This window comes from Nocardioides sp. T2.26MG-1 (assembly GCF_950101795.1).
GTDB lineage: Bacteria > Actinomycetota > Actinomycetes > Propionibacteriales > Nocardioidaceae > Nocardioides.
The window spans coordinates 226625-248059 of sequence record NZ_CATNLZ010000001.1 but is presented as its reverse complement, the minus strand read 5'-3'; the positions used below and the strand labels follow the sequence as shown (position 1 = coordinate 248059).

Below are 21435 nucleotides of genomic sequence, written 5' to 3'. Positions count from 1 at the left end.
ATGGCGAACACCGTCCTCCTCCTCAAGCGGGCCGTCGTCCCCGTCGTCCTGGTGCTCCTGCTCGTCGCCGCGGCGTTCACGATGTTCCGCGGCGACGACACCAAGACGCTGACCGCGCACTTCCCGCGCACGATCTCCATCTACGAGGGCAGCGACGTGCGGGTCCTCGGCGTGCCGGTGGGCAAGGTCGACTCGGTGACGCCCGCCGGCACCGACGTCGCCGTCACGATGTCCTACGACGCCGACGTCGACGTCCCCGCCGACGCGAAGGCCGTGATCGTCGCCCCGTCGATCGTCGGCGACCGGTTCGTGCAGCTCACTCCGGTCTTCACCGGAGGCGAGAAGCTCGCCGACGGCGCGGTGCTCGACGTGGACCGTACGGCGGTCCCGCTCGAGCTCGACCAGATCTACAGCAGCCTCGACGACCTGACGGTCGCCCTCGGCCCGACCGGCGCCAACCGCAACGGCGCGTTCTCCGACCTGCTCGAGACGACGGCGAAGAACTTCGGCGGTCAGGGCGCCACCTTCCACCAGACGATCAAGGACTTCGGCAAGCTCAGCCAGACGCTCGACGACAACAAGGACGAGCTGTTCGGGTCCGCCCGGGAGCTGGAGGGCTTCATCGGGACCCTGGCGAAGAACGACACGACGGTCCGCAAGTTCAACCAGTCGCTCTCCGAGGTGTCTTCGATGCTGTCGGGCGAGCGGCAGGAGCTCTCGGCGTCACTGAGCAACCTCGCGACCGCCCTGGGTCAGGTCTCGACGTTCGTGAAGGAGAACCGTGAGGTCCTCGGCCGCAACATCTCCGGGCTCAACCGGGTCTCGAAGGTCCTGGTGAAGCGGCGCTCCGAGCTCGACCACATCCTCGACTCGGCGCCGCTGGCGCTGAACAACCTCGCGCTGACCTACAACCCCGAGGCCGGCACCCTCGACACCAACGCGAACATGGGCGAGGTCATCAACCAGATCGAGTCCGACCCCTCGACGTTCCTGTGCGGGTTCCTGAGCCAGGCCGACACCTCCGGCGCCCTGTGCGACCTCGTGCAGCAGGCGCTGCCGCGCCCCGGGACCGGTGCCAAGGGCACCCCCCGCTCGTCGGTCGACCTGTTCGACCGCAGCCTCGCCGGCCTCGTGGAGGTGACCCGATGAGGACCACCAGGAGGCGCGGGATGGCCAAGGCGGTGGTCGCCGCCGTCGCCGGCGCGCTGCTGCTGACCGGCTGCGACTTCGACGTCTACAGCCTGCCGCTGCCGGGCGGCACCGACGTCGGGAACGACCCCATCACGGTCACCGCCGAGTTCCGCGACGTGCTCGACCTGGTCCCGATGTCCACGGTCAAGGTCAACGACATCAGCGTCGGCCAGGTGACCGACGTCGACCTCGTCGACGGCCACGCGGAGCTCACCCTGGCGCTGCGCAACGACGTCGAGCTGCCCGCCAACACCGTGGCCGAGATCCGGCAGACGAGCCTGCTCGGTGAGAAGTTCGTGTCGCTCGGTCCGCCCACCGACGAGCCGGCGACCGGCGAGCTCGCCGACGGTGCCACGATCGGCCTCGACGACACCGGCCGCAACCCCGAGGTCGAGGAGGTTCTCGGCGCGCTCAGCCTGCTGCTCAACGGTGGTGGGGTCGCGCAGCTGAAGACGATCGCGGTCGAGCTCAACAAGGCCCTCGACGGACGCGAGGGCGCCGCCCGGTCGGTGCTCACCCAGATCAGCGACTTCATGGGCCAGCTCGACGAGAACAAGCAGGACATCGTCGACGCGATCGACTCGCTCAACAACCTGGCGATCTCGGTGCGCCGTCAGCAGGGCTCCATCGACGCCGCGCTCGACGAGCTGCCGAACGCGCTCACGTCGCTGGACAAGCAGCGCGACGACCTGGTCAAGATGCTCGGCGCCCTCAACCGGCTCGGCGGGGTGGGGGTCGAGGTCATCAACGCGTCCAAGGACGCGACGATCGAGTCCCTGCGCCAGCTCAACCCCGTGCTGACCGAGCTCGCCAACTCCGGCGACGCCTTCGTGAAGTCGTTCAACGTGTTCCTGACCTATCCGTTCGTCGACGAGGTCGTCGGCCGTGACCCGCAGGTGGCGCGCAACCTGCACATGGGCGACTACACCAACCTGTCGGTCGAGCTGGACGTCGATCTCTCCGGTGGCATCAGCGGGGTCCCGACCGGGCTGCCGACGCTGCTACCGAGCGACCTGGACCCGACCGTGCTCCTGGACCGGGTAACCCGCTGCATCCGCAGCGGCGACATCACCAGCAAGCCCTGCCAGAAGCTGCTGAGCAGCGTCCAGGGTCTGGCCAAGCTGCGCGACGCCTGCCTGAAGAAGAAGAACGAGGACACCGTCGTCTGCCGGATCGTCAACCAGATCCCCGGACTGCCCGACGCCGGGCTGCCGACCGCGCTGCCGACCAGCCTGCCGAGCCTGCCCGACCTGACCGGACTGCTGGGCCTGGGCCGCGCCGGGGCCGGGCCGTCGGCCTCGCCGCGGGGTCCGACGATGGGCCAGCTCAGCCAGCTCTTCGACCCCGCCCTGGTCCGCCTGCTCGTCCCGGGGATGGTGACCCGATGATCACGCGCCGTACTCGCACGCAGCTGCTCGTGTTCGTGGCGATCACGCTGCTCGGCGTCAGCTACGTCGGTGCCCGCTACGCCCGACTCGACCGGGTCTTCTTCGACGACCACTACACCGTGGTCGCCCACTTCCAGGACTCCGGCGGGATCTTCGCCGGCGGCGAGGTGTCCTACCGCGGCGTGCAGGTCGGCGAGGTGGGCAAGCTGAAGCTCACCGACGACGGCGTCGACGTCTACCTCGACATCGACAACTCCTGGGACGACATCCCCTCCGACTCGCTCGCGGTGGTCGGCAACCGCTCGGCCGTCGGCGAGCAGTACGTCGAGCTCCAGCCGCAGGTCGACTCCGGTCCCTATCTCGACGACGACTCCCAGATCGCGGTCGCCGACACCCGCACCCCGATCGCGACGCAGAAGCTGCTCACCGACATCTCCGACACCGTGGAGTCGGTCGACAAGCAGGCGCTCAGCACCACGGTCACCGAGCTCGGCGAGGCCTTCGCCGGCACGGGCGCCGACCTGCAGCGGATCATCGACACCGGCAACGCCTTCATCCAGGAGGCCAACGACAACTTCGACGTGACGACGGCCCTGATCCGCGACAGCAACACCGTCCTCAACGGCCAGGTCGACAAGGCGAGCGCGATCCAGAACTTCGCCCGCCAGCTCAGCCTCTTCAGCGGCTCGCTCGCGGGCTCCGACGCCGACCTGCGCACGGTCATCGACGACGGCTCCGAGGCGGCGACCCAGCTGCGCACGTTCCTCCAGGACAACGAGGTCGACCTCGCCGAGCTGTTCAACAACCTGACGATCACCGGCGAGGTCATCGTCAAGCACCTGCCCGGCGTCGAGCAGATCCTGGTGATCTACCCCTACGTCGTCGAGGGCGGCTTCACCGTGGTCTCCAAGTCCCCGGACACCGGCCTGTACGACGCGCACTTCGGGCTGATCATCACCGACAACCCGGTGTGCCACCACGGCTACGAGGGCACCGACACGCGGCCGCCGCAGGACGGCAGCAACCGGCCGATGAACACCATGGCCGGGTGCACCGAGCCTGCGACGATGAGCAACGCGCGGGGGCCGCAGAACCTCCCGCGTGCGGGCGCCGCCTACCGCGCACCGGTCGCGTCGTACGACCCCGACACCGGCAAGCTCCACTGGGGGCCCAAGATCGACCCCGTCCTGGCGCCGACCGGTACGTTGGCCCCCCAAGCCTTCGGAGAGGAGTCGTGGAAGTGGCTGTTCCTCCAGCCCCTGGTGCCGTGACGACCAGGACTGATGAGACGCCGCGTTCCGCCACCTTCCGCCTCGTCCTCCTGGTCGTGCTCGTCGTCCTGCTGCTCGCCTCCGCGGGTGTCCTGGTCTGGCTGCTGACCGATCGCCGAGGCGAGGCCGACGACGCGCAGGCGGAGCGGGACGCGGTGATGGCGCAGACCCGTCAGTTCGTGCTCCGGCTCAACACCTATGGCCCCGACCAGCTCGACGACAAGGGCCACCTCCCGGCGTACCGCGACCAGGTCCTCGAGGTGATCACCCCGAAGTTCGCGACCGACTTCGAGAAGTCCGGCCTCCCGATCGCCGAGCAGACCGTCGCGCAGGCGGGCTACGGCCGGTCCGCGAAGGTCTTCGGCGTCGGCGTTGAGTCGATGGACGCCGACTCGGCCACCGCGATCGTCGCCGCGGGCCTCACCGGGTCCTACCCCGCCCCCAAGCACCCCGACGACGACGCCAAGCGCGTCGACGCCGACCAGGACGTGCTGCGGTGGGAGGTCGACCTCGTGAAGTCCGACGGCACGTGGCTGGTCGACGACTACGCGCCGGTGACGGGGGAGGGCTCCGAATGAGCACCCCACCGATGAGCACACCCGCTCCGAGCTGGTACGACCTGCTGGGCGTCGCACCCGACGCCCCGGCCGAGGAGGTCCGCACCGCCTGGCGTGCGCAGATCGCCGACCTCGACCCCACCGACCGCCGCTTCGCGGTGCTCAACCAGGCGGCCGAGGTGCTCCTCGACCCCAGGCGGCGAGCGGCGTACGACGCCGAGCTCGCCGCCGCGGCACCCGAGGTCGAGCCGGCCGAACCGGTCGAGCCCGTCGACCCGAGTGCGCCCGTCGAGCCGGCCGCACCCGCCGGCAGCGAGGCCGCGGCGCCCGCCGGGCGCGTCGCCGCCGTGCCCGGCTGGCTCCTCGCGGTGGCCGGGGCACTCACGCTCGCCCTGGTGATCACGGTCGTGGTGCTCTGGGGGCGCGAGCCGTCGGCGGGCGACGTCGAGGGCGACGCCCGTGCCGCACGGGCGGCGGCCGAGCGTGCGGTCGTGCCGATCCTGTCCTACGACGCCGCCCACCTGGACGAGTCCAAGGCCGCGGCCCAGCAGTACCTCACCGGCAAGCTGCGCACCGACTACGACCGCATCTTCGCCGGGCTGATCGAGAAGAACGCCCCCTCCACCCAGACGGTCGTCACGGCGACGCTCGTGCGCTCGAGCATCGTGCGGGCCGACGAGGGCCACGCGCAGGTCTTCCTGCTGGTCAACCAGACCCGGACCAACAAGAAGTACACCGAGCCCGAGGTCTACAAGAACTGGGTGACGCTGACCATGGACCAGGTCGACGGGGCCTGGCTGGTCTCCGACATGGCGACCTGACCCCACCGATCTCCGGCCGACCCCCCGCCAGTCCCCGGCCTGACGCGCCGGGCACCTGCTTGACCTGAGCGGCGCGGGCGTTCATGATCGACCGCAGCGATTGCCGCGGTGTTTGTCGCGCGCCCGCACGTGCGCTAGGGTGAGAACTTGCGTCTGCCCTCAAATGCGTTTCAGCCTGCCCGGTGGCTGATCTGTGGTGGGCTGGATGCAGATCGAAGAGCGAATCGTCGAAGGACACCTCTTGGCCGCGCGCACCACCTCCGGTAACTCCCGCCGCATCTCTTTCGCAAAGATCACCGAACCCCTCGAAGTCCCTCAGCTCCTCTCTCTCCAGACCGACAGCTTCGACTGGCTGGTCGGCAACGCCAAGTGGGACGCCGCCGTCGAGCGTCGCCGCGCGGAGGGCGAGGACGTCTCCAGCAAGTCCGGTCTCCAGGAGATCTTCGAGGAGATCTCCCCGATCGAGGACTTCTCCGAGACGATGTCGCTGTCGTTCGAGAACCCGGTCTTCTACGACCCGAAGTACACCGTCGACGAGTGCAAGGAGAAGGACTTCACCTACTCCGCTCCGCTGTACGTCTCGGCGGAGTTCACCAACAACGACACCGGTGAGATCAAGGGCCAGACGGTCTTCATGGGCGACTTCCCGCTCATGACCGACAAGGGCACCTTCATCATCAACGGCACCGAGCGTGTCGTCGTCTCGCAGCTCGTCCGCTCGCCGGGCGTCTACTTCGAGCGCACCGCCGACAAGACGTCCGACAAGGACATCTACACCGCCAAGCTCATCCCCTCCCGCGGTGCCTGGCTCGAGTTCGAGATCGACAAGCGCGACATGGTCGGCGTCCGCCTCGACCGCAAGCGCAAGCAGAACGTCACCGTGCTGCTCAAGGCCCTCGGCTGGACCAACGAGCAGATCCGCGAGGAGTTCGGCGAGTACGAGTCGATGATGCTGACCCTGGAGAAGGACCACACCCAGGGCCAGGACGACGCGCTGCTCGACATCTACCGCAAGCTGCGCCCGGGCGAGCCGCCGACGCGGGAGGCCGCGCAGACGCTGCTGAACAACTACTACTTCAACCCCAAGCGCTACGACCTCGCCAAGGTCGGCCGCTACAAGATCAACAAGAAGCTCGGTCTCGTCGAGGCGTTCGACCAGCAGACGCTGACGATCGACGACGTCGTCGCCGCGATCCGCTACATCGTGGCGCTGCACGACGGCCGCGAGCAGCTCGAGTCGCCCCAGGGCGCGCTCGACATCTCGGCCGACGACATCGACCACTTCGGCAACCGGCGCATGCGCACGGTGGGCGAGCTGATCCAGAACCAGCTCCGCACCGGCCTGGCCCGCATGGAGCGGGTGGTCCGCGAGCGGATGACGACCCAGGACGTCGAGGCCATCACCCCTCAGTCCCTGATCAACATCCGTCCCGTGGTGGCGGCGCTGAAGGAGTTCTTCGGCACCTCCCAGCTCTCGCAGTTCATGGACCAGACCAACCCGATCGCCGGCCTGACGCACAAGCGTCGCCTCTCGGCGCTCGGTCCCGGTGGTCTGTCCCGCGACCGCGCCGGCATGGAGGTCCGCGACGTCCACCCGTCGCACTACGGCCGCATGTGCCCGATCGAGACCCCGGAAGGCCCGAACATCGGTCTGATCGGGTCGCTGGCCTCCTACGGCCGGATCAACCCGTTCGGGTTCGTCGAGACGCCCTACCGCAAGGTCGAGAAGGGCAAGGTCACCGACCAGATCGACTACCTGACCGCCGACGACGAGGATCGCTACGTCATCGCGCAGGCCAACGCCGCGCTCGACGACAAGGGCCGCTTCTCCGAGGAGCGCGTGCTGGTCCGCCAGCGCGACGGCGAGGTCTCCGAGATCCTGGCCGACGAGGTGGACTACATGGACGTCTCGCCGCGCCAGATGGTGTCGGTGGCGACCGCGCTGATCCCGTTCCTCGAGCACGACGACGCCAACCGTGCGCTCATGGGCGCCAACATGCAGCGTCAGGCCGTCCCGCTGATCCGCAGCGACTCGCCGATCGTCGGCACCGGCATCGAGTACCGCGCGGCGGTCGACGCCGGTGACGTGGTCGTCGCGACCGCCGCCGGTGTGGTCAAGGACGTGTCCGCCGACCTCATCGAGACGATGAACGACGACGGCACGTACTCGACGTACAAGCTGGCCAAGTTCAAGCGCTCCAACCAGGGCACCTGCATCAACCAGCGCCCGCTGGTCAGTGAGGGTGACCGGCTCGAGGTCGGCACGCCCATCGCCGACGGTCCGTGCACCGACCAGGCGGAGATGGCGCTCGGCACCAACCTCCTCGTGGCGTTCATGCCGTGGCAGGGCCACAACTACGAGGACGCCATCATCCTGAGCCAGCGCCTGGTGCAGGAGGACGTCCTCACCTCGATCCACATCGAGGAGCACGAGGTCGACGCCCGCGACACCAAGCTCGGCCCCGAGGAGATCACCCGGGACATCCCGAACGTCTCCGAGGAGATGCTGGCCGACCTCGACGAGCGCGGCATCATCCGCATCGGCGCCGAGGTCACGACCGGCGACGTGCTGGTCGGCAAGGTCACGCCCAAGGGCGAGACCGAGCTCACCCCCGAGGAGCGGCTGCTCCGCGCGATCTTCGGTGAGAAGGCGCGCGAGGTGCGCGACACCTCGATGAAGGTGCCGCACGGCGAGTCCGGCACGGTGATCGGCGTCCGCGTGTTCGACCGCGAGGACGGCGACGAGCTGCCCCCGGGCGTCAACCAGCTGGTGCGGGTCTACGTCGCCCAGAAGCGCAAGATCTCCGTCGGCGACAAGCTCGCCGGACGCCACGGCAACAAGGGCGTCATCGCGAAGATCCTGCCGGTCGAGGACATGCCGTTCATGGAGGACGGCACGCCGGTCGACGTCGTGCTCAACCCGCTGGGTGTGCCGCGACGGATGAACATCGGTCAGATCCTCGAGCTGCACCTCGGCTGGCTGGGCAAGCAGGGCTGGGACCTCAACCTGTCCGGCGACCCCGACAGCTCGGCGTGGAAGAAGCGGCTGATCAAGATCGGCGCCGACAAGGCCGAGCCGAACACCAAGCTGGCGACGCCGGTCTTCGACGGCGCCCGCGAGGACGAGATCATCGGCCTGCTCGGCGCGACGATCCCCAACCGCGACGGCCAGCGGGTGATCGACGAGACCGGCAAGGCGAGCCTGTTCGACGGTCGCTCCGGCGAGCCGTTCCCCGAGCCCGTCTCGGTCGGCTACATGTACATCCTCAAGCTGCACCACCTCGTGGACGACAAGATCCACGCGCGCAGCACCGGCCCCTACTCGATGATCACGCAGCAGCCGCTGGGCGGTAAGGCCCAGTTCGGTGGCCAGCGGTTCGGCGAGATGGAGGTCTGGGCGATGGAGGCGTACGGCGCCGCCTACGCCCTCCAGGAGCTGCTCACGATCAAGTCCGACGACGTGCCCGGTCGCGTCAAGGTCTACGAGGCGATCGTCAAGGGCGAGAACATCCCCGACTCCGGCATCCCCGAGTCGTTCAAGGTGCTCGTCAAGGAGATGCAGTCGCTCTGCCTCAACGTGGAGGTGCTGTCCCAGGACGGCACGGCCATCGAGATGCGCGACGCGGAGGAGGACGTCTTCCGCGCCGCCGAGGAGCTCGGCATCGACCTGTCCCGCCGCGAGCCCAGCAGCGTCGAAGAAGTCTGAACCACCCCACGAAGTTCTCGTCGCTTCGCTCGAGAACTTCGCGGGGACCCCGGTCCTGTGGTTGCGGTCGCAGGGCCGGGGGTTCAGTCCACAGATTTGATTCAGAACTAACGAAGGACAGCAGCCATCGTGCTCGACGTGAACTTCTTCGACCAGCTTCAGATCGGCCTGGCCACTGCGGACGACATCCGCACCTGGAGCCACGGCGAGGTCAAGAAGCCGGAGACCATCAACTACCGCACGCTCAAGCCCGAGCGTGACGGCCTCTTCTGCGAGAAGATCTTCGGTCCCACCCGGGACTGGGAGTGCTACTGCGGCAAGTACAAGCGGGTCCGCTTCAAGGGCATCATCTGCGAGCGCTGCGGCGTCGAGGTGACCCGGTCCAAGGTGCGCCGCGAGCGCATGGGCCACATCGAGCTGGCCGCGCCGGTCACCCACATCTGGTACTTCAAGGGTGTCCCGAGTCGCCTCGGCTACCTGCTCGACCTCGCCCCGAAGGACCTCGAGAAGGTCATCTACTTCGCGGCCTACATGATCACCGCCGTCGACGAGGACGCCCGCCACCGCGACCTGTCCTCGCTCGAGGGCAAGGTCGGCCTCGAGCGTGAGCGTCTCGAGAAGCGCCGCGACCAGTCCATCGACGACCGCGCCAAGAAGCTCGAGGAGGACCTCGCGGCCCTCGAGGCCGAGGGCGCCAAGGCCGACCAGCGTCGCAAGGTCAAGGACGGCGCCGAGCGGGAGATGAAGCAGCTGCGCGACCGCGCCCAGCGCGAGATCGACCGCCTCGACGAGGTGTGGAACACCTTCAAGTCCCTCAAGGTCCAGGACCTGATGGGCGACGAGATGCTCTACCGCGAGATGAAGAACTGGTTCGGCAAGTACTTCGAGGGCCACATGGGCGCCACGGCGATCCAGAAGCGCCTCGAGAGCTTCGACATCGAGGCCGAGGTGGAGTCGCTGCGCGACACCATCGCCAACGGCAAGGGCCAGCGCAAGGTCCGTGCCCTCAAGCGCCTCAAGGTCGTCGACGCGTTCCGCAAGACCGGCAACAAGCCCCAGGGCATGGTGCTGGACGCCGTCCCGGTGATCCCGCCGGACCTGCGCCCGATGGTGCAGCTCGACGGTGGCCGGTTCGCGACCTCCGACCTCAACGACCTCTACCGCCGCGTGATCAACCGCAACAACCGGCTCAAGAGGCTCCTCGACCTCGGCGCGCCCGAGATCATCGTCAACAACGAGAAGCGGATGCTCCAGGAGGCCGTCGACTCGCTGTTCGACAACGGCCGCCGCGGCCGCCCCGTCACCGGCCCGGGCAACCGGCCGCTGAAGTCGCTGTCCGACATGCTCAAGGGCAAGCAGGGTCGCTTCCGTCAGAACCTGCTCGGCAAGCGCGTCGACTACTCGGGTCGTTCGGTCATCGTCTCCGGCCCGCAGCTGAAGCTGCACCAGTGCGGTCTGCCCAAGCAGATGGCGCTCGAGCTCTTCAAGCCGTTCGTGATGAAGCGTCTGGTCGACCTCTCGCACGCGCAGAACATCAAGTCCGCGAAGCGGATGGTGGAGCGCGCGCGCCCGGTCGTGTGGGACGTCCTCGAGGAGGTCATCACCGAGCACCCGGTGCTGCTCAACCGTGCACCCACGCTGCACCGCCTCGGCATCCAGGCCTTCGAGCCGCAGCTGATCGAGGGCAAGGCCATCCAGATCCACCCACTGGTCTGCTCGGCGTTCAACGCCGACTTCGACGGTGACCAGATGGCCGTGCACCTGCCGCTGTCCGCCGAGGCCCAGGCCGAGGCCCGGATCCTGATGCTGTCGACCAACAACATCCTCAAGCCCTCGGACGGCCGTCCGGTGACCATGCCGACCCAGGACATGATCATCGGCCTGTTCTTCCTCACCACCGACCGTGACGGTCAGCCGGGTGAGGGCCGGGCGTTCGCGTCGCCGGCCGAGGCGATCATGGCGTTCGACCGGGGCGAGATCTCGCTGCAGAGCCGGGTCAAGATCCGGTTCACCGACATCGTCCCGCCGCTCGAGCTCGGCGCCGACTGGGAGGCGGGTCAGGCACTCACGCTCGACACCACCCTCGGCCGGGCCCTGTTCAACGAGACCCTCCCGCCCGACTACCCGTACGTGAACTACGAGGTCGGCAAGAAGGCTCTCGGCGCGATCGTCAACGACCTGGCCGAGCGCTACACCAAGGTCGAGGTCGCGGCGTCGCTGGACGCACTCAAGGACACCGGCTTCCGGTGGGCCACGTTCTCCGGTGTCACGGTCTCCATCGACGACGTCACGACGCCGGCGTCGAAGGCGACCATCCTCCAGGGCTACGAGAAGCAGGCCGCGAAGGTGCAGACCCAGTTCGAGCGCGGTCTGGTCACCGACGAGGAGCGCCGACAGGAGCTCATCGAGATCTGGACCCAGGCGGCGAACGAGGTCGGGAAGGCCATGGAGGCCAACTTCGACCGCTCCAACCCGATCTACATGATGGTCGACTCGGGTGCCTCCGGAAACATGAACCAGATCCGGCAGGTCGCGGCCATGCGTGGTCTCGTGGCGAACCCGAAGGGCGAGATCATCCCGCGCCCGATCAAGTCCAACTTCCGCGAGGGCCTGACCGTCCTCGAGTACTTCATCGCGACCCACGGTGCCCGCAAGGGCCTGGCCGACACCGCGCTGCGGACGGCCGACTCGGGCTACCTGACCCGTCGTCTGGTGGACGTCTCGCAGGACGTGATCATCCGCGAGGACGACTGCGGCACCGAGCGTGGTCTGCCCAAGCGGATCGGCGACCGTCGTGACGACGGCGTCGTGGTCAAGGCCGAGAACGCCGAGACCGCGGCGTACGCCCGCACCTCCGCCGTCGACGTGGCCCACCCGGAGACGGGTGAGGTGCTCGTCGCCGCCGGTGAGGACCTGGGTGACGTCAAGATCGGTGAGCTCATCGCTGCTGGTGTCGAGGAGGTCAAGGTCCGCTCCGTGCTGACCTGTGACGCCAAGACCGGCACCTGCGCGAAGTGCTACGGCCGGTCGCTGGCGACCGGCAAGCTCGTCGACATCGGCGAGGCCGTCGGCATCATCGCGGCCCAGTCGATCGGTGAGCCCGGCACGCAGCTGACCATGCGTACCTTCCACACCGGTGGTGTGGCCTCGGCCGACGACATCACGCAGGGTCTGCCCCGTGTGGTCGAGCTCTTCGAGGCCCGCTCGCCCAAGGGTCGCTCGCCGATCTCCGAGGCCGCCGGCCGCGTCACGATCGAGGAGAGCGACAAGGCCCGCAAGGTCCTGATCACTCCCGACGACGGCTCCGAGGTCCAGGAGTACCCCGTCTCGAAGCGGTCCCGCCTGCTCGTCGCGGACGGCGACCACATCGAGGTCGGCCAGATGATCACGGTCGGCACGCCCGACCCGCAGGACGTCCTGCGGATCCTGGGTGTGCGCCGGGCGCAGGAGCACCTGGTGGACGAGGTCCAAGCCGTGTACCGCTCGCAGGGTGTGTCGATCCACGACAAGCACATCGAGATCATCGTGCGGCAGATGCTGCGCCGGATCACGGTGATCGAGTCCGGTGACACCAACCTGCTCCCGTCCGACCTCGTCGACCGGGTGCGGTTCGAGGAGGAGAACCGGCGCGTGGTCTCCGAGGGTGGCAAGCCGGCCTCGGGTCGTCCGGTGCTCATGGGCATCACCAAGGCCTCGCTGGCGACCGAGTCGTGGCTCTCGGCGGCCTCCTTCCAGGAGACCACCCGGGTGCTCACCGACGCGGCGATCCACGGGCGCAGCGACTCGCTGCGCGGCCTGAAGGAGAACGTGATCATCGGCAAGCTGATCCCGGCCGGTACCGGCCTCGAGCGGTACCGCAACATCCGGGTGGAGCCCACCGAGGAGGCCCGGGCCGCGGCGTACTCCGTCACCGGCTACGACTCCTACGACTACGAGTTCGGCAACGGCACCGGCCAGGCCGTCGCCCTGGACGACTTCGACTTCGGGTCCTATCAGAACTGAGCGCGCAAGCGCGCAGTCCTGATAACCAGGAGCCAGATCGAGCAAGCCAACGCCCGCCCACGCTTGCGTGGGCGGGCGTTGGTGCGTCGAGATCCATTGCGCTGGTGGGTGATCGACCACTCAGCCAGCGCCGACTCCGGGTCCCGGGTCGTGCAGACGCGCTGGGGAGTCGGCGCACGTGCTGTTTGTGTGGGGGCAGGCGGGTCGGCGCCCGCCGGGTCTGGCGCGCAGGACGTCATACGATCTGGGGGTCCTAGGCCACGAAACGTATGACCTCCCGCGGCGACCACAGGTCGGGGAGGACACCCGCCCCACCCAGCCTTCAGCAGGAGAGCCCGGCTCGGCGTCAGACAGGGGCGGCCAGCCGGCCGTCGTGGAGGTCGATCACCCGGTCGGCGTACACCGCCATCCGCGGGTCGTGGGTGGAGACCACGGCAGCCACGCCGCGCTGGTGCACGAGGGCGGCGATGAGCGACATCATCGCCTCGGCATTGACGCTGTCGAGCTGTCCTGTCGGCTCGTCGGCGATGAGCAGGCTCGGGTCGTTGGCGAGCGCCCGGGCGATGCCGAGCCGCTGCTGCTGGCCGCCGGAGAGCTCGGCGGGGCGCTGGTTGGCATGGGCCGACAGCCCGACCACCTCCAAGAGCTCCGCGACGCGGGCGTCGCGCTCGGCGACGGACGCACCCCGGATGCGCAGCGGGAGCTCGACGTTCTCGGCTGCGGAGAGCACCGGGAGCAGTGCGAAGGACTGGAAGACGTATCCGATGTGGTCGCGGCGCAGCTCGGTCAGCTCGGCCTCGGACGCCGACGTCACCTCGCGCTCGCCCAGCCACGCCCGTCCCGAGGTGGGGCGGTCGAGGCCGCCGAGAAGGTTGAGCAGCGTGGTCTTGCCCGAGCCCGACGGCCCGCGCAGCACCAGGAGCTCGCCGGCCGGCACCGCGAGCGAGACCTGCCGCAGGGCGTGGACGGCGGTGTCGCCCGACCCGTAGGTGCGGGTGAGCTCCTCGCAGCGCAGCGCGGTCGACTGGCTCACGACGGGGCCTCCTCGCCGGTCGTGGGGTGGACCTTGACGTGGTCGGTGTCCAGCTCCAGCCGGACCAGGTCCTTGAGCGACAGCGACGTGAGGTACTCCTGGGGGAGCTGGAGCCGGCCGACCCGGTCGAGCACGGCGTACTCCTCGGCGTGGTGCTGCTCGACCCCGTGCTCGTCGAGCCGGGTGCTGCGCAGCACCTCGGTCGAGAGCCGGCCGTCGCGGATCTGCACGGTCCGGCGGACCTGCTGGGAGACCCGCTGGTCGTGGGTGACGATCAGCACGGTCACCCCGAGCCGCTCGTTGACGTCGCGCAGCGCGTCGAACACGCCCTGGGAGCTGACCTCGTCGAGCTCGCCGGTCGGCTCGTCGGCGAACAGCACCTCAGGCTCGTTGGCCAGGGCGACGGCGATCGCCACCCGCTGCTGCTGGCCGCCCGACATCTGCGCGGGCGGCCGGTCGCGGACGGACGCGACCCCGAGGAGCTCGAGGAGCTCGTCGACGCGACCTGCCCGCTGTCGCCGGGGCGAGCGCGCGACGGCGAGCGCCATCGCGACGTTCTCCGCCCCGGTCAGGTAGGGGAGCAGGTTGCGCGAGGTCTGCTGCCACACGAACCCGACGGTGTGGCGTCGGTACGCCGTGCGCTCGCGGGTGCCCATGGCGAGCAGGTCGTGGCCCGCGACCCGCGCGGACCCGGCGCTGGGGACGTCGAGGCCCGACAGGATCGTGAGCAGGGTCGACTTTCCCGACCCGGAGGCGCCGACGATGGCGGTGAGCTCGCCCCGCTCGACGCGCAGGGTGAGACCCTGCAGCGCCTGCACCTCGACGCCCTCGGCGGAGAAGATCCGCACCAGGTCGGTGCACTCGATCTGTGCTGGCTGTGCCGGCTGTGTGCTCAACGTTCCCCCATCTTGACGGTGACGGCGGGCGCCACTCGGCGCCCGACCGCGACGGCGAGGAGACCGGCGACCACCACGACGACGACGAACGCGCCCACCCCGGCGAGCACGAGCGCGGGCTCGACCACCGGTGTGGGCGACGTCCGGCCGCCGACGAACGGACGCAGGTCGAGTGCTCGCGTGACCACGCGGGGCAGCGCCAGCCCGACGGCGGTCCCGACCGCGACCGCGACCACGGCGATCGGCCCGAGCTCCCACGCGGTCACGCCACGCAGCTGGCGCGGGGACATCCCCAGGATGCGCAGGACACCGAGCAGCTGCTGTCGCGCGCGGGCCGCGGCCAGTGAGGCCAGCACGACCGTGACCAACGTGAGCAGGAGGGCTGCCAGTGCCGCGACGAGGAGCGCCGGCTGCAGGCCACCCACGAGGGGGGAGGACTCGGCAGCCGCGCGCTCGCCCTCGACATCGACCACCTCGACGTCGACGCCAGATCGCCCCGCGACGCCCGCGGCCCGGTCTGCGACGTCGGCCGCGTCGGCGCCCGGTGCCACCCGGATGAGCACCTCCTGGCGCCGGCTGTCTCCCCGCGCTGCGCCCGGTGGCAGGGCGGACTCGTCGACGAGCACCCAGCGGTGGTCCAGCCCCGGGAGCAGCTCGCGGGCAACGACGTCCACCAGGTGGGCCGGCCGGGACTCGAAGAGGACGCTGTCTGCTCTCTCCTCTCGGTCGGTGCCGAGGAGGATCGGGGTCGGGTACTCGCCCGTCAGCGCGGGCAGGTCCGGCCGGACCGTGTGCAGCGCGGCGGTGTCGGTGACGACCACGTCGACGTGAGCGGTGCGGCCGAGATCGAGCTCGACCCCGGAGCGGACCGACAGCCGGACGGCCTCGTCGACACCGGCGAGCCGGCGTACGGCGTCGAGGTCCCCCTCGTCGAAGGCCGAGGCCGAGAGCCGGACGTCGGCCCCGACCGCCTCCCGCGCCGCGTGCTCGAGCCCGGACCGGATCGTCGAGGCCATCACGGCCGAGAACGTGACCACGGCGAGACCGACCACGAGGGCCAGGGCCGCGGCGAACCCGAGGGCCGGCTGACGCACTGCCCGGGCTGCCCCGAGGACGGCGACCGGGCCGCGGCGGGACCGCAGCGAGCGCTGCAGCACCGCGAGCGGCCAGGGATACACGCGCAGCGCGGCGGCGCACACCGCCGTCACCAGCAGGATCGGGGCGGCCACGACGAGCGGGTCGATGCCCACGGCGCGGCTCGACTCGACCACGCCGCGCCGATCGAGCGCGAGCAGGGAGAGGACGGCGAGGCCGGCCACGCCGACCTCGAGCACCCAGCGGACCCGGCTGCGGGTGCGCACCTGCAGGTCCTGGCGCGGCTCGCGCAGCGCCCGCGTGGTGGTCAGCACCCCGAAGAGGACGGGCACCAGCGCCGCGACCGCCCAGGGCAGCAGACGGCCGACCGGGCCGACGGCCGCAGGCACGAGGGAGGTGACGGCGCGGATCGCGACCGCCGACACGGGGAGCGTGATCAGCAGGCCTTCGAGCACCATCACGCCGCGGACCTGCACCTCGCCGGCACCGCGGGCCGAGGCCAGTGCGAGTGCAGGCCGCCGCCGGGCGACGACCGTCTGCACCCCGAGCGCGAAGACGGCGCCGAGCACGCCCGCAAGGCCCGAGAACGCGAGCGCGAACAGTGCGTACGTCGACTCAATCCGGTCACTGGTCTGCTCGACGATGTCGGCGAGCCCGGTGCGCAAGGCCAACCGCCCGCCCTCGGGGAGCTCGACCGGGTTGCTCGCCAGCCTCCGGGCCTCCGGCACGAGCGCGTCGGCCTCGGTGTACGAGACCCGCGACCCGTCGACCGGGAGCCATCCCGTGAGCGTGCCGCTGGCCAGGAGCGGCTCCAGCGCTCGCGCCGAGTCGGGTGCGACGAGGACCGTCCCGGTGACGGTGGAGGGGAAGCCAGGCGACACCGTGACCGTGGGCCTCACCAGGTCGCCGGTGTGGGCGGCATAGCCGCCGTCGGGGTCGACGACGTCGACGATCGCGGTCACCCGGAGCTTTCCGGGGTCGCTCGGGAGCCGGTCGCCGACGCGGAGGTCGGCGCGCTCGGCCAGCGCCCGCGGCACGGCGATGCCGATCGGCCCGCGCCCGTCGTACGTGTCGGGCAGCTCGCCCTGCACTGGACGGACCAGGTCCTTCCAGGAGAGGTCGATGCCGAGCCGGACGTGGAGGTTGAGGTCCTGGCCGCGGGTCACGGTCACGGACTGGGCCGGCGTCCGCACCAGCCAGTGCGGGTCGCCCACCAGGGACTGCAGCGGCTGCGGGAGCGCCTGGCGGATGTTGCCGATCACCAGCGCGGCGTGGGCGTAGGGCCCCTCGAGGCCCTGGGCGTAGGCCTTGGCCCCAGGCTGGCCGACGCCGGCCAGGTCGAGCTGGGTCGCCGATGTCTTCTCCAGTGCGTGGCGCAGCTCCCGGTCCCCGAGCCGGGCGAGGGCGCGCGGCGCGAGGGCGACGCCCACGACCGTGGCGCCTACGAGGAGGGCCACCAGGAGTGAGGCACGCGTCCCCGTGGAGAGGTGGTGACGGAGCAGCCCCGCGACACCGATGTGCGAGCGACGCGTCATCGTTCGGCCCCCGGACCGCCGGCGCGGCGGGCCTCGACGCCGACGCGCCAGGCGTACGCCGCGACGCCGAGCGCCAGGCCGCCCACCAGGAGCGCCGCCCCGCCGAGCAGGCCGCGCACGTCCACGCCGAGGCTGGTGGCGATCGTCGGATAGGGCTCGGGTACGGCGGCGCGGGCGAGCTGCGGCACGGTCAGCAGAGACACCGCGACGCCGGCGACCAGGCCGGCGACCAGACCGAAGGAGACGGTCCACGCCAGCTCGCGGCCGCGGAGCCGCTGCTGGCTGCGCACCGAGAGGCCCAGCGCCCGGAGCACCGCGACGTCGCCGCGGCGCGAGCGCAGCTGCCCTCGTGCGACGGTGTCGAGCGCGAGGAGCGCCAGCAGGCTGCAGCCGGCCGCTCCCCACCACCACATGACCGCGCCGGTCGCCAGCACCGAGCGCCCCGCGGCGTCGGTGCCGGTGTCGATGCGGCTGTTCGCTGGCAGCAGGCGGCGCAGCTCGGCGGTCACGCCCTCGGGATCGCCGGTTTTGACCCAGAGGTCGGTGGGCGGTGCCACGACCTCCTGGTCGTGGAGCCGAGCCTGGTTCACCGCGCGCAGGTCGACGAGCGCCGCGGACTCCTCCGGGGCTCCGGGCACGGCCGGCACGACCGCGGCGACCGTGGTCTGGAGCTGCTCGTAGGTGCCGTCGATCGACAGCTCGACGGGGTCGCCGACCCCCAGGTCGAGCCGGTCCGCGGCTGTCTGTGAGAGGACGACGGGCACCCGTGCCCCGTCGGGCGTCCCGGGCGCGAACGACGGGCTGAGCCGGATCCTGCGGTTGGAGGGGTCCACGAGCGCGTCCCCGGAGGGGGCGTCCTCCCCGGGCGCCAGGGCGAGCTCCTCGCCGCCGGGGAGCTGAGCCGTCCAGGTCTCGTCCTCGAGCGGTTGGTCCGCACTGGTACCGGTCGCCGTGATGGCGACCAGTCCGAGGCGGGCCGGGTCGTCGACGGCGCGAGCTCCGGGCTCGATGTCGAGGTCGAGGGCGGCGATCGTCCGCGGGCCGTCGAGGCCCGAGCGGTCGGCCGGCAGCGGCGCCGAGTAGGAGAGCGTGCCGGAGCCGGCGTCCGCCTCGGTGCCCACCGTCACGGCTCGCAGCGCACCGGCGGGATCGGCCACCCAGAGCGTCACCTGCGGCGGTGCGGCCAGGCCGTCGGCCTCCAGCACGACGCGGACGCCGGTGGCCTCGGGGGGCAGCTCGGGTGCCGACGTACGGCTGGTGAGGGCCTTGGCGACCCGGCCCCTCTCGGGGTCGTCGGAGAACCCTCGGCCGAGCATGTCCAGTGCGGCCGGGCTGACCTCCACCAGGGAGCCGAAGTCGCCGCCGAGCTGCACACCGACGGGCGCCACCGCCCGGACGCCCGGCAGGTCGGCGATCGCGTCGAGCGTCGCGCCGGAGGTGCCGGTGTCGCCGGTCGACACCCGTACGTCGGCGCCGGCACGCAGCTGTCGCGTCGTGTCGAACTCGTCGGCCCAGGTGCGGCCGTACGATGCGGCGCTCACCAGGGCCGCGGTGGCGATGGCCACGACGAGGACCGGTGCGGTGACCGGGACCAGCCGGCGGGCGAGCGAGCGAGCCGCCAGCAGCCGGGTGACGTCGGTGTCCGCGCCGCGGGCGCGGTGCTCGGCGAGCCCGGCGGCGACGGGGAAGAGCATCAGGGCGAGCAGCACGACGGCGACGAGGAGTGCCGGGGGCGCGGCCACGGCGACCGGGTCGACCGCAGGGACGCCGTCGGAGGCCACGGTGACCGGGGAGCCGTAGGACCGGAGCTGCCAGACCGCGAGCGCGGCTCCGGCGACGACCAGGGCGACCAGGCCCGGTCCGATCAACCGGCCCGCGCGCCCGGTCGGTCCCCGCCACGCGTGCGACTCGGCGCTTTGGCGGACCTGGACGCCGGTGAGCACGGCCACCGCTCCGGCCACCGCCGCGACGGCGAGCCCGGCCGCGGCGATCGTCGTGGCCGGTCGCGACGTCTGCGAGCCGAGCGCGGACGCGCCGACGAGTGCGAGTGTCGCGCCCACGCACCCGCCGACCGCTGCGGCGGCTGCGGCCTCGGTCGCCGCCGACCGGGCCAGCGAGACCGACGAGGCTCCCCGTGCCCAGAGCAGCGAGAGCTCCTGGGCGTGCGTGGCGGCGAACAGCCGGGCCAACGCGGCGAGCGTGACGAGGCCGACGACGGCGAGCAGCAGCAGGACCACCGGCTCCGCGGAGCGCAGGCCGTCGGTCCGGAGTGCCACCTCGCGGGCGACGGCCGGCAGCCCGCCGTCCACCTGCAGGCTCTCGGCGTCGTCCACGCGTCCGGTCCAGTCCAGGGCGAGGCGGTCGCGGGCCGTGGCGACGGCGTCGAGGTCCGCCGCGGTCACGTCCCGGAGGTCGGGGACGACGACCCAGCGCGCCCGGGGCTCGGCGGCCACGTCCGCCCATCGGGTCTCGGCCACCACCACCGGGCCGAACTGGCCGTCGTCGCTGCCCACCGCCACCTGCGGGTCGCCCATCCAGCGCGGGTCGAGGTGGTCGCGCGCCCGCCAGGTGCCGGCGACGTGCAGCCGCACGCCGCCGAGGACCACGTCCTTCCCGGGGCGCACCCCCAGCTCGTCCGCGGCGTCGGCCTGGACCATCACGTCGTCGTCACCCTCGGCCCAGGACCCGGCCACCAGGTCGGCTCGAGCCGGTAGGTCGGGGACGCTCATCGCGGTGACGGCCCGCTCCTCGCCCCCTCCGCCGGGGTGCGGCACGAGCATGGCCTCCCCGGCGACGGTGCGGTCCGTGGCGAGTGGCGTGGCGGCCGCCGCCAGGGAGCGGGTGAGCGCGGCCCGGACCTGCTGGTCCTGGCGCTCGGCGTCCGCGGCCAGGTTGAGCGACGCGCGCAGCGCGAGATCCGCGCCAGCGTGCCGGGACGCGACCGCCCGGGCACCGTCGTCGACGGCGGCGTCGACCCGGCCGACGATCGCGACCGCCACGCCGCACAGGAGCATCGCGGTGCCGACGAACGCAGCGAGGAGCGGCCCGTGGACCCGGGCCCGCCGGATGACGAGCAAGCGTTCCCTCGCGATCTCTCGCCGCTGTGACAGCCCCGAGACTAGAACGGATCGCCGGCCATGGGAACGCTCACATTCGCCCGGCGGTCAATTGCCGGTGACTCGCAACTCCCGGCGGGCCGAGAGCGTCCCAGCGACATGAGAATCCACCACATCGCTGCCGTCCTGGGCGTCCTCGCCGCAGGGCTGACCGTCCCGGCGAGCGCGGCCACGGCCGCGGCCGTCGCTCCGTGCACCAATGCCGAGCTGCGCGCGTCGTACCACGCGACCGACGCCGGCATGAGCCACCAGTTCGGGAGGATCGTGCTGCGCAACGTCTCGGACCACGCGTGCCGCACCGGAGGGTACGGCGGGCTGTCGTACGTCGGCGGAGGCGACGGCACCCAGATCGGGGCGGCCGCGGACCGGGTGCCGGGGAGGGTGCGCTCGATCGTCGTCCACCCGGGGGAGAAGGTCGTCAGCGCGGTGTCGGAGACCGACGCGACCGTCTACCCGCGCCGTGAGTGCCGGCGGGCCCACGTGGACGGGTTCCGGGTGTACCTGCCGAACGAGACGGCGTCCCAGTTCGTCGCCCACCCCACCACCGGCTGCCGGAACGAGAGGGTTCACCTGCTGAGCCACAAGGCTTACCGTCGAGCATGAGCGAAACACCGGACGAGTCGTCGGACGTCGACCTGGACGAGGTGGAGGCCGAGCGCCGCGAGCGGCTCGACCCGGAGAACCGCCCCGACCGGGCCGAGGTGGACAACACCGATCGTGACTTCGACGCGGAGCGCGGCATGTTCACCGACTCCGAGGGCTACGACGAGGCCGAGCCGCGGTTCCCGCCGGAGGGCGAGCAGGGCGCGTGAGCGGCCCTGGGG

General features: G+C 71.1%; 13 protein-coding genes. 9 read left to right on the top strand and 4 right to left on the bottom strand.

Annotated features, from left to right (window positions below):
* From QQZ14_RS01165 to QQZ14_RS01135, 7 genes are all read left to right on the top strand, one after another.
* Window positions 1–1149, top strand: a complete 1149-nt coding sequence (locus tag QQZ14_RS01165) for an MCE family protein (protein WP_284532322.1) — start codon at window positions 1–3, stop codon at window positions 1147–1149.
* Entirely contained in the window at window positions 1146–2579 is a 1434-nt protein-coding gene (locus tag QQZ14_RS01160; protein ID WP_284532321.1) for an MCE family protein, read from the top strand. The genes QQZ14_RS01165 and QQZ14_RS01160 overlap by 4 nt, the downstream gene beginning before the upstream one ends.
* On the top strand, window positions 2576–3850 hold the full coding sequence (locus QQZ14_RS01155) for an MCE family protein (RefSeq protein WP_284532320.1): 1275 nt from the start codon (window positions 2576–2578) through the stop codon (window positions 3848–3850). Before QQZ14_RS01160 ends, QQZ14_RS01155 begins: the two co-directional genes overlap by 4 nt.
* Window positions 3847–4428 (top strand): hypothetical protein, encoded by a 582-nt coding sequence (locus tag QQZ14_RS01150; RefSeq protein ID WP_284532319.1) that lies wholly within the window; start codon window positions 3847–3849, stop codon window positions 4426–4428. Before QQZ14_RS01155 ends, QQZ14_RS01150 begins: the two co-directional genes overlap by 4 nt.
* A gap of 11 nt (window positions 4429–4439) precedes the next feature.
* Window positions 4440–5228, top strand: a complete 789-nt coding sequence (locus QQZ14_RS01145) for a J domain-containing protein (RefSeq protein WP_284532318.1) — start codon at window positions 4440–4442, stop codon at window positions 5226–5228.
* A 205-nt stretch (window positions 5229–5433) separates the two neighbouring features.
* Window positions 5434–8934, top strand: a complete 3501-nt coding sequence (gene rpoB / locus QQZ14_RS01140; protein WP_284532317.1) for a DNA-directed RNA polymerase subunit beta — start codon at window positions 5434–5436, stop codon at window positions 8932–8934.
* Window positions 8935–9063: 129 nt separating this feature from the next.
* On the top strand, window positions 9064–12936 hold the full coding sequence (locus tag QQZ14_RS01135; RefSeq protein ID WP_284532316.1) for a DNA-directed RNA polymerase subunit beta': 3873 nt from the start codon (window positions 9064–9066) through the stop codon (window positions 12934–12936).
* A 346-nt stretch (window positions 12937–13282) separates the two neighbouring features.
* Here the strand turns inward: QQZ14_RS01135 and QQZ14_RS01130 are convergent, their stop codons facing one another.
* The 4 genes from QQZ14_RS01130 to QQZ14_RS01115 all read right to left on the bottom strand — a co-directional run bounded on the left by QQZ14_RS01130 (window position 13283) and on the right by QQZ14_RS01115 (window position 20572).
* Window positions 13283–13969 (bottom strand): ABC transporter ATP-binding protein, encoded by a 687-nt coding sequence (locus QQZ14_RS01130; protein WP_284532315.1) that lies wholly within the window; start codon window positions 13967–13969, stop codon window positions 13283–13285.
* Window positions 13966–14865: an ABC transporter ATP-binding protein gene (locus QQZ14_RS01125; RefSeq protein WP_284532314.1), complete on the bottom strand. Its 900-nt coding sequence runs from the start codon at window positions 14863–14865 to the stop codon at window positions 13966–13968. The genes QQZ14_RS01130 and QQZ14_RS01125 overlap by 4 nt, the downstream gene beginning before the upstream one ends.
* Window positions 14862–17417, bottom strand: a complete 2556-nt coding sequence (locus QQZ14_RS01120; RefSeq protein ID WP_284532313.1) for an FtsX-like permease family protein — start codon at window positions 17415–17417, stop codon at window positions 14862–14864. Before QQZ14_RS01120 ends, QQZ14_RS01125 begins: the two co-directional genes overlap by 4 nt.
* 74 nt (window positions 17418–17491) lie before the next feature.
* Entirely contained in the window at window positions 17492–20572 is a 3081-nt protein-coding gene (locus QQZ14_RS01115) for an ABC transporter permease (RefSeq protein WP_284532312.1), read from the bottom strand.
* Window positions 20573–20710: 138 nt separating this feature from the next.
* On the opposite strand from QQZ14_RS01115, the gene QQZ14_RS01110 reads away from it, so the two are divergent.
* Complete coding sequence (locus QQZ14_RS01110) at window positions 20711–21214, top strand: DUF4232 domain-containing protein (protein ID WP_284532311.1); 504 nt, start codon at window positions 20711–20713, stop codon at window positions 21212–21214.
* Window positions 21211–21423, top strand: coding sequence for a hypothetical protein (locus QQZ14_RS01105; RefSeq protein WP_284532310.1), 213 nt, complete (start codon window positions 21211–21213; stop codon window positions 21421–21423). Before QQZ14_RS01110 ends, QQZ14_RS01105 begins: the two co-directional genes overlap by 4 nt.
* The last annotated feature ends 12 nt before the right edge of the window (window positions 21424–21435 follow it).

Excerpts from the sequence above, each read along its gene's own strand:
- QQZ14_RS01165 (WP_284532322.1), top strand. The coding sequence starts at position 1 with ATGGCGAACACCGTCCTCCTCCTCAAGCGGGCCGTCGTCCCCGTCGTC.
- QQZ14_RS01160 (WP_284532321.1), top strand. The coding sequence starts at position 1,146 with ATGAGGACCACCAGGAGGCGCGGGATGGCCAAGGCGGTGGTCGCCGCC.
- QQZ14_RS01155 (WP_284532320.1), top strand. The coding sequence starts at position 2,576 with ATGATCACGCGCCGTACTCGCACGCAGCTGCTCGTGTTCGTGGCGATC.
- QQZ14_RS01145 (WP_284532318.1), top strand. The coding sequence starts at position 4,440 with ATGAGCACACCCGCTCCGAGCTGGTACGACCTGCTGGGCGTCGCACCC.
- rpoB (WP_284532317.1), top strand. The coding sequence starts at position 5,434 with ATGCAGATCGAAGAGCGAATCGTCGAAGGACACCTCTTGGCCGCGCGC.
- QQZ14_RS01110 (WP_284532311.1), top strand. The coding sequence starts at position 20,711 with ATGAGAATCCACCACATCGCTGCCGTCCTGGGCGTCCTCGCCGCAGGG.
- QQZ14_RS01105 (WP_284532310.1), top strand. The coding sequence starts at position 21,211 with ATGAGCGAAACACCGGACGAGTCGTCGGACGTCGACCTGGACGAGGTG.